This is a genomic window from Mesotoga sp. UBA5847 (assembly GCF_002432735.1).
Taxonomy (GTDB): Bacteria; Thermotogota; Thermotogae; order Petrotogales; family Kosmotogaceae; genus Mesotoga.
Genome location: NZ_DJGL01000096.1, coordinates 1 through 6,592, shown reverse-complemented (window position 1 = coordinate 6,592; position 6,592 = coordinate 1). Strand labels below are relative to the sequence as shown.

Below are 6,592 nucleotides of genomic sequence, written 5' to 3'. Positions count from 1 at the left end.
CTTGCGTCTAATTTCAGCAGTGTCTTTTGAGAGGTTCTTCATGGAGCTTTGTAATCGTGGTATGTAACATATGTTACTGATGAAATCCGTTTCAGAGGATACGATCTATTTATAAGACATGGAGGTGAAGAAGTGAGCGAGCTCTTTAACAAAGAAGAATTCCTGAAAGGATTGATAAAGAGACTGCACGAAAATCCGGATAACATCGAGAGCATAAGGGGAGATTTCATGAAAGTTGTGAGGGAATTAACCCCCGTCGAAATCGCACAGTTAGAGCAGAAGCTCGTAGAAGAGGGGATGCCGCCCGAAAGTATACAGCTTATGTGCAACGTTCATCTCGACGTATTTAAGGAGGCGTTGGACGAAGACGATATCAATGTCGAGCCCTGGCATCCTCTCCACATTCTGATAGAAGAGCATAGAGACATTCTTAACAAGTCTAAGGCGCTGCGGGATGTCGCGTCCAAGATCGGCAGAGGGAAGTATGGAGAAGAAGAGGTGAAGCGACTATCTTCGCTGATTGATTACTTTGAACTTGTTGAATCGTATTTCTCTAAAGAAGAGAATGTCCTTTTCCCGTATCTTGAAAGACACGGCCTCGTTCAACCACCTGCGATAATGTGGAAGGAACACGATGAAGTGAGAGAACTGAGGAGGAAATTAGGAACTGCAATCAGGAATCTGAAGGATGGGCAAAGCAATACAAACGAATTGGCAATAGGTATTTCGGAGATCTTTTCAAACCATATCTATAAGGAACACAAGATACTTTTCCCCTCTTCGCTCAAACTGCTTTCCGAGAAAGAGTGGGAGGAAGTCAGAACTCAGTTCGACGAGATTGGATACTTCGCTTTCGAGCCAATGCCATTTGCTCCATCGGCGGCCGAACCTGAAGAGCAGAGTGTCGAAGGCCTTGTGAATCTGGGAAGCGGTTTCTTGAAAGTCGACCAGCTCAGGATACTTCTTAACAACCTTCCATTTGACATTACTTACGTTGACGAAGACGATGTAGTTCGATATTTCAGCGAAGGAAGGGAAAGAATATTCACAAGGACGAGAGCGATAATCGGCAGAAAGGTTCAGAACTGCCATCCTCAGAAGAGTGCCCATATTGTTGAGAAGATTCTTTCTGACTTCAAGAGTGGAACAAGAGACGTTGCTCAATTCTGGCTTAACCTCGAACCTAAAATGGTTCATATAAGATACTTTGCGTTGAGAGACAACGACGGGAAGTACGCGGGTACGCTCGAGGTCACTCAGGAGATATCTGAAATCAGGGCACTTGAAGGCGAGAAGAGGATCTACGATCCTCTGGACTAGCAAAGGCGAAATTCGAAAACCAGGCGCAGATATTGTAGAATAGAGTGTACCTACAGTAATCTTCAATTTTCTTTCGGAGGTAATACGATGATTCGCAGAGAGATTGGAAATACGGGAGAGAAAGTATCTGCCCTGGGATTCGGTTGTATGAGACTCCCAACGCTCGACGAGCAGTCTATAGATGTTGAGGAAGCTACGAGAATGCTTAGGTTCGCTATCGACAATGGTGTTGACTATGTCGACACCGCCTGGGGATATCATAATGGCCAGAGCGAACCCTTTGTCGGACATGCTCTTCAAAATGGCTACAGAGAGAAGGTTCATCTTGCAACCAAGCTTCCGAGTTGGTTGATCAAGAGCAGGGAAGACATGGACTACTATCTCAATGAGCAGTTGAAGCGTTTGAGAACTGACGTGATCGACTTCTACCTAATACATTCCCTAAACAAGAGATTCTGGAAGAATCTCACGGAACACGATATCTTCGATTTCATGGATTCCGCCCTTTCCAGCGGAAGAATCAAACATATCGGGTTCTCTTTTCACGACACTGTAGATGTTTTCAAGGAGATCATCGATTCCTACGATTGGGAGTTTTGTCAGATTCAGTACAACTTCCTGGATACAGAGCATCAGGCGGGCTTTGAAGGCCTGAAATATGCGGCCGGTAAGGGGATAGGAATCGTTGTTATGGAACCTCTTCGTGGAGGGAAGCTCGCATCAAATGTACGGGAGGATATCCTTTCAATTTGGCGGTCTACAGGGATTGAGAGATCGCCTGCCGCCTGGGCGCTTAGATGGGTCTGGAATGATCCTGCCGTCGGTGTTGTGCTCAGCGGGATGTCGAACATGGATCAGGTTAAGGAGAATATTGCAACGGCCAGAGAGGCTCTTCCCGATTCCTTATCTGCTTCAGAACTTGCTATCGTCGAAAGGGTCAGCGAAGAATACAAAAAGAGTATAAGAGTGAACTGTACCGGCTGCAATTATTGCATGCCATGCCCTAACGGTGTGGCGATTCCAAGTTGTCTGGAGTTCTTCAATGATGCATACATGTTTGACAGCATCGAGGACCACAAGAATGCCTATTTGAGATTTATCAAGGAAGAGAGTAGAGCCTCGAACTGCATCGAGTGTGGACGTTGCGAAGAGCTCTGTCCTCAGGGAATTCCGATAATCGAGAGTCTCAAGGAAGTTGCTGCGCTCTTCGAATAGGGTTACCGTTAGAGAAGCCACCTGTTTCTTATAGAGCTGCTATTTTCCTTACGGGTGCTATATAATTGTGCCGTATTCATACATCCAATTGAAACCTTTCGGGGAGGTAGTTGTTTATGACTGGAATAATACTTGCTGCTGGTCAGGGAAAGAGAATGAAGTCAAGACTTCCAAAAGTTATTCACAGGATCATCGATAGACCTATGATCAATTGGGTTGCCGCTTCCCTGAGAAGGGCAGGTGTAGACAGGATAGTTGTCGTAACGGGTTTTGAAGCGGATAGAGTAGAAGCTGTCCTCGATGAAGATGTTCTCTCTGTCAGGCAGATCCCTCAGCTCGGCACCGGGCATGCGGTTATGACGGCGGCCGAATACCTCGATGACGAAGAGGTCGTCGTTGTGGCGGGAGACGAACCTTTGGTGAGAGTTTCCACTCTGGAAAAGCTAATTTTGACTAGAAGAAATGGTGATTATGATGTTGTCTTTCTCACTATGAAACCTGCAGATCCCACCGGCTATGGAAGAGTCGTGAAAACCGGAGACAAGATCAGAATAGTTGAACACAGGGACGCCGATCAAGAGACGAGAAAGATAGATGAAGTGAACACGGCAATTTACGCGTTTAAGGGAAGCTTTCTCAGAGATGCAGTTAAAAGATTGTCTAACGACAACGATCAGAAGGAGTACTATCTTACCGATACGGTGGCGATGGCTGAAAGGGCAGATACTATCGTTGTAGAAGATACCGATGAAGTTCTTGGCGTAAACGACAGAATTCAGTTGGCCGAAATAACCAGAATAGCTAAGAAAAGAATAAACGAAGAACACATGAGAAACGGAGTGACGATGGTTGATCCGGAGACGTGTTATATTGGTCCGGACGTTGAAATCGGTATTGACTCGGTAATTGAGCCTATGGTCTTCATAACCGGAAAGACCCGTATCGGCGATAACTGCTTGATAGGTCCGATGACAAGAATTGAGAATGCGATCGTTGAAGACGACGTAGAGATAATTCGCTCCGAAGTAGACTCCGCAGAGATCCGTTCTGGAGCGAGAGTCGGTCCCTTTTCAAGGTTGAGGCCGGGAGCCGTTGTGATGAACAACGCTCATGTAGGTAATTACGTCGAGCTCAAGAAGACGGTTCTCGGGAAAGGGTCGAAGGCCCAGCATTTGACCTATCTAGGTGATACGAATGTAGGAGAGAATGTCAATATTGGCGCAGGTACGATCACCTGTAACTATGACGGAAAGAACAAGCATAAGACGGAGATTTGTAACGGCGCCTTCATAGGCAGCAACACATCTCTGGTCGCCCCGGTGAAGATAGGCGAACGCTCTGTAACCGCTGCCGGCTCAGCTATTACTGAAGATGTTCCACCTGACTCGCTTGCGTTCGGCAGAGCCAGACAAGTCGTGAAAGAAGGAAGATATCCAAAAAATAGAGGGCAGGAGGAGAAAAACTGATGCCGTACCAGACGAACGAGATGAAGGTTTTCGCCGGTTCTGCGAGTCTTCCGCTAGCCGAAAAAATCGCGAAACACCTTGGAATCAGGCTTGGAGATTGCAGAACAAAGAGGTTCTCCGACGGGGAGATTAATCTGAAGATCGATGAGACGGTTAGAGGTCATGACATCTTCATTATCCAGTCAACCAGTAGTCCGGCCAACGAGAACCTTATGGAACTCCTTATTATGATCGATGCTTTTAGACGTGCTTCGGCCCATTCAATTGCCGCGGTGATTCCTTACTATGGTTACGCACGACAGGACAGAAAGGCGAGAGGCCGAGACCCGATAACAGCAAAACTTGTCGCGAATCTTCTCACAACGTCTGGGGCGGGAAGACTGATAACTATAGACTTGCATGCAGAGCAGATACAGGGTTTTTTTGATATTCCCGTGGACAATCTCTGGTCATTTCCTGCATTTCTGAAGTTCTTCAGTGAAGGTGCGTTTAATAGAGACGAAATGGCAGTGATCTCGCCTGATATCGGCGGAGTCAAACGTGCCAGCAAGTTCGCTGCGAAACTTGGCGTTCCTATGGCGATTCTCGACAAGAGAAGACCGAGGGACAATGAGGCCGAAATGGTTCACATAATCGGCGATGTCGAGGGAAAGACAGCAATAATCTTTGATGATATAATTGACACCGGTCGTTCACTGGTAGAGGCAGCCAAGATGCTAAAATCCAACGGTGCGGGCAAGATATATGCTTGTGCGACTCACGGGGTCTTCTCCGGCGATGCGAAGAACATAATTGCAGACTCGGAGATCGAGAAGGTCTTCATCACAGATACGATATTCCACGACGATCTTCCCGAAAACATATTGATGCTGTCGATTGCACCGCTTCTGGCAGAAGCGTTGACCCGAGTCAGAAAGAATCTGTCGGTGAGTATTTTGTTCAGATAGAGGAGGGAAACAAATGCACGAAATTAATCTCGTTGCTGAACCCCGCAACGGTGAAGTGAAAGCAAAGAACCTGCTTATTGAGGGCAAGATTCCTGGAGTGATTTACGGGGCAGAAATGGAGACTATTTCCATTAGCCTGGATAAGGTTGAGGTTTTGAGAATCATGAAAAGAGTAGCGGAGACATCTTCGATCGTTCTTACTCTGGATGGAAAGGAATACCATGCCTTCCTGAAGGGAGTGCAGAGAGACAAGGTTAATGACTCGGTTATTCATCTCGACTTCTTTGTTCCTTCCAGTGGTCATAAGATGGAACTCCGTATTCCGATCAGGTTGGTAGGCACACCGATGGGACTAGAAAAGGGAGGAATAGTTGATCATATCGTCAACGAGCTTCCGGTTTCCGTTCTTCCGAAAGATATCGTGGAAGAGATTGTCGTTGATGTGAGTTCATTAGACGTTGGTCATGTTCTAAGAGTAAAGGATCTGGACATCCCTGAGGGAATAAAGCCCTTGCTTGACGACGAAGATGCAATTATGCTGATAGCGCTTCCAAGAGTTGCAAAGGAAGTTGAAGAAGAGGAAGCAGAAGAGCTTGAGGAAGACGTTGAGCCCGAAGTAATCAACAAGGGAAAGAAAGAAGAGGGAGAAGAGGAATAAAGAGTGTTTCTCTTTGTTGGACTGGGAAATCCTGGCCCACGTTATGCGCTCACGAGACATAACGTGGGTTTTCTATTCGTTGATCAAATGATCAAACAAGGGCTTAGAAAGACTATTCAGAAGAGACTCTACGATGCTTATCTTCTTGAGGGGCAGACGAAGGTATATGTAGCGAAACCTCTCACCTTCATGAACCTAAGCGGTGTCGCTGTAAGATTACTCATGAAGGATATCAACTTCAGCGAAGGCGACACGTTGACTCTTGTGTATGACGATGTGTGGATTCCTCTTGGAAGAATAAGAATTAGAGAGAACGGCTCAGATGGCGGCCACAACGGCGTGAAGTCCGTCATTTCGGAAATTGGGACAAAGGAATTCCCGAGAATCAGAATCGGTGTTGGGCCGCTTCCGGAACATGGAGACATGGTCGACTACGTTCTCGGGAAATTCAGCGATGAAGAGTACGCCAAAGCAAGCAAGGCTGTAGATCTTGCGGTTTCTGCTGCAAAAGACTTGATCGCCGGCGACATACGAAAAGCAATGTCGTACTACAATGGCCTGGAAGCTACTTGACACATTAGCAGACACATCATAACCCACATCATCTTTTCTTGAGTTCGATTATCTTATTCCTTAGTTCCAGAATCAGTCATCATTACCAAATTGACTCGATTTAGTCACCTCTACGTTCTTGATCTTTAGTCCCCGCTTGGGCATCGGGGAGTAGGCTCTTGCGAGAATAGACACTGACCGGTTCCGTATGAACCGCTGAACGCCTTGAGGAAACGTCCTCCGTAAGCCGTCCAAGAGCGAGGATCCGTTCAGCGATAATACCGTCGAGAAAGAGCACTGTCGAGACGTTCGCTGCGCTCACGAGAAGGCGAGAGAAAAGTTAGTCACTGCTGAAGTAAGACGCAATGCCGCCTTCGGCGGGACGCAAGGCGCCGAGGAACACCGGCGGACTCAAGGCTGGCTTCGCCAGGAAG

General features: G+C 46.9%; 6 protein-coding genes. All 6 read left to right on the top strand.

Going from position 1 to position 6,592, the window contains the following annotated elements; translation table 11 throughout:
- Positions 1 to 132 precede the first annotated feature (132 nt).
- The 6 genes from B3K91_RS12130 (at position 133) to pth (ending at position 6,179) form a co-directional block, all read left to right on the top strand.
- Positions 133 to 1,320, top strand: a complete 1,188-nt coding sequence (locus B3K91_RS12130; RefSeq protein WP_292593499.1) for a DUF438 domain-containing protein — start codon at positions 133 to 135, stop codon at positions 1,318 to 1,320.
- Positions 1,321 to 1,407: 87 nt separating this feature from the next.
- Complete coding sequence (locus B3K91_RS12125) at positions 1,408 to 2,535, top strand: aldo/keto reductase (RefSeq protein WP_214060580.1); 1,128 nt, start codon at positions 1,408 to 1,410, stop codon at positions 2,533 to 2,535.
- Between the two features lie 116 nt (positions 2,536 to 2,651).
- On the top strand, positions 2,652 to 4,001 hold the full coding sequence (glmU, locus tag B3K91_RS12120; protein WP_214060579.1) for a bifunctional UDP-N-acetylglucosamine diphosphorylase/glucosamine-1-phosphate N-acetyltransferase GlmU: 1,350 nt from the start codon (positions 2,652 to 2,654) through the stop codon (positions 3,999 to 4,001).
- Positions 4,001 to 4,948 (top strand): ribose-phosphate diphosphokinase, encoded by a 948-nt coding sequence (locus tag B3K91_RS12115; RefSeq protein ID WP_214060578.1) that lies wholly within the window; start codon positions 4,001 to 4,003, stop codon positions 4,946 to 4,948. The genes glmU and B3K91_RS12115 overlap by 1 nt, the downstream gene beginning before the upstream one ends.
- 13 nt (positions 4,949 to 4,961) lie before the next feature.
- Positions 4,962 to 5,606, top strand: a complete 645-nt coding sequence (locus B3K91_RS12110) for a 50S ribosomal protein L25 (protein ID WP_292595297.1) — start codon at positions 4,962 to 4,964, stop codon at positions 5,604 to 5,606.
- A 3-nt stretch (positions 5,607 to 5,609) separates the two neighbouring features.
- On the top strand, positions 5,610 to 6,179 hold the full coding sequence (pth, locus tag B3K91_RS12105) for an aminoacyl-tRNA hydrolase (protein WP_214060576.1): 570 nt from the start codon (positions 5,610 to 5,612) through the stop codon (positions 6,177 to 6,179).
- Positions 6,180 to 6,592 lie beyond the last annotated feature (413 nt).

What these genes read in the sequence shown, in the direction of transcription:
- B3K91_RS12125 (WP_214060580.1), top strand. Translation starts at nt 1,408, where the DNA reads ATGATTCGCAGAGAGATTGGAAATACGGGAGAGAAAGTATCTGCCCTG.
- glmU (WP_214060579.1), top strand. Translation starts at nt 2,652, where the DNA reads ATGACTGGAATAATACTTGCTGCTGGTCAGGGAAAGAGAATGAAGTCA.
- B3K91_RS12115 (WP_214060578.1), top strand. Translation starts at nt 4,001, where the DNA reads ATGCCGTACCAGACGAACGAGATGAAGGTTTTCGCCGGTTCTGCGAGT.
- B3K91_RS12110 (WP_292595297.1), top strand. Translation starts at nt 4,962, where the DNA reads ATGCACGAAATTAATCTCGTTGCTGAACCCCGCAACGGTGAAGTGAAA.